The organism is Lactiplantibacillus nangangensis (assembly GCF_005405065.1).
Lineage (GTDB): Bacteria > Bacillota > Bacilli > Lactobacillales > Lactobacillaceae > Lactiplantibacillus > Lactiplantibacillus nangangensis.
In genome coordinates this window covers 1-1,527 of sequence record NZ_BJDI01000037.1, presented here as the reverse complement: position 1 = coordinate 1,527, position 1,527 = coordinate 1, and the positions used below count along the sequence as shown (strand labels likewise).

Here is a 1,527-nt window from a genome sequence, read left to right as displayed (position 1 = left end):
TTTTTATTTGAAACAAAATGAATTTTGAACGCACTAAACCAAAGCACTCGAAAGTGTTGAAAAAAACTAGTATACTGAAGGTACTAGCTAGTATTTAAATGTTTGTGGCCAACGTAATTGCCTTGCGTTGGTCTTTTTTATAGTCTACATAGGTTATGCCTTGGTCAATCATGGTATAAATAATCCTTAACATCTTGTGCGCCAAAGCGACCAGTGCCGGTTGTGCCCCCATGCGGGATCGTAGACGATAAAAGTAATCTTTCAAGCCTGACTCTTTGACTTGTTTAGCAGCTAAAGCTGCGGAAATCAGAGCTGATTTTAGATAAACATTACCGTGTAATATATGTGATCCATGTTTTACACCAGCAGACTCGTAATTTCCTGGACATAGGCCAGCCCATGAAGCTAAATGGTGTGCATCTGGGAACGGACTTACATCTGGTCCGACTTCAGCAATAACAATCTGAGCAATCCGTTGACTAATTCCAGGAATGGCTTGTAAGCGATGATACAAGTTATCAAATTCGGATAATTGTTCATCAATTTGCACATTCAAATCAGCCAAAACAGATTGATAATCAGAGAGCAGGTGCATATTGATCGCTAATAACCGGCGGTCATTGCGAGTCAGACTGCCATCCATAGCAGCTAAAAGTTGTTCAGCGCTAGCATGAACACGACCGTGGCGTAAATGACTGACAAGATGAATATTGATAACTTCACCATTCATCAGAGCATCTAGTAACTTAAGGCCTGTTCCATTAAAAATATCAGATAGATAACTGGTTAATTTTATATTTGAGCGTTGTAGAATATTGTGGACTTCGTTTTTTAGCTGAGTTGTATTCTCGGTCAATTTCTTGCGTAAACGAGTTGATTCTCTTAAAGCTTGAATGGCATGTGCAGGGACAAAACTAGCACTGACCAAGCCATAGCGGGCTAGTTCGGACAGCCATTCCGAATCTTTTTGATCAGTCTTTTTACCGGGAATATTTTTAATAATGCGTGGATTACATAAAATCATCTTGAAGCCATAAGGCTCCAAGATTTGCCAAACTGGACGCCAGTATTGGCCAGTACTTTCCATCAGGACTTGTTCAACCTGATGGTACTTTAACCACTCACCACATTCTTTTAATCGATAGGTAATCGTTTCAAAGCGTTTTGAAACCTTCATAGGTTTAGTAGAATCAGAGCCAATTAAAACTGAAACGGTAATTTGTTTTTGATGAACATCAATGCCAGCAACACTTTCCGCAACAACTTCCATTTTATTTCACCTCCGATGATTTGAAGACGGTAGCTTCAGTTATTGAGGGATGAAATTTTATTTACGTGTACGAAACGACAATTGATTAATCTCAGGAACTGAAAGCCATCGGTTTTTTGTACGGGCTTAAAAGCAGCACCAATAAACGTGCGATGAACAACGAAACCGCCTTCACAGTAAGTATAACTGGAAAGGCGGTCGTTTCATATCATGATTACGAGGGCCGAGCGAAGCGACACCCTCAGATAGTTTTTTGT

1 protein-coding gene is annotated in these 1,527 nt (G+C 39.9%); it reads right to left on the bottom strand.

Annotated features, from left to right (window positions below; all coding sequences use genetic code 11):
- Positions 1-94 precede the first annotated feature (94 nt).
- Positions 95-1,270 carry an IS110 family RNA-guided transposase gene (locus FFM70_RS13745; RefSeq protein WP_137617407.1) on the bottom strand — a complete coding sequence of 392 codons (1,176 nt, stop codon included), beginning with the start codon at positions 1,268-1,270 and terminating at the stop codon, positions 95-97.
- Between the last annotated feature and the right edge of the window lie 257 nt (positions 1,271-1,527).

Excerpts from the sequence above, each read along its gene's own strand:
- FFM70_RS13745 (WP_137617407.1), bottom strand. The coding sequence starts at position 1,270 with ATGGAAGTTGTTGCGGAAAGTGTTGCTGGCATTGATGTTCATCAAAAA.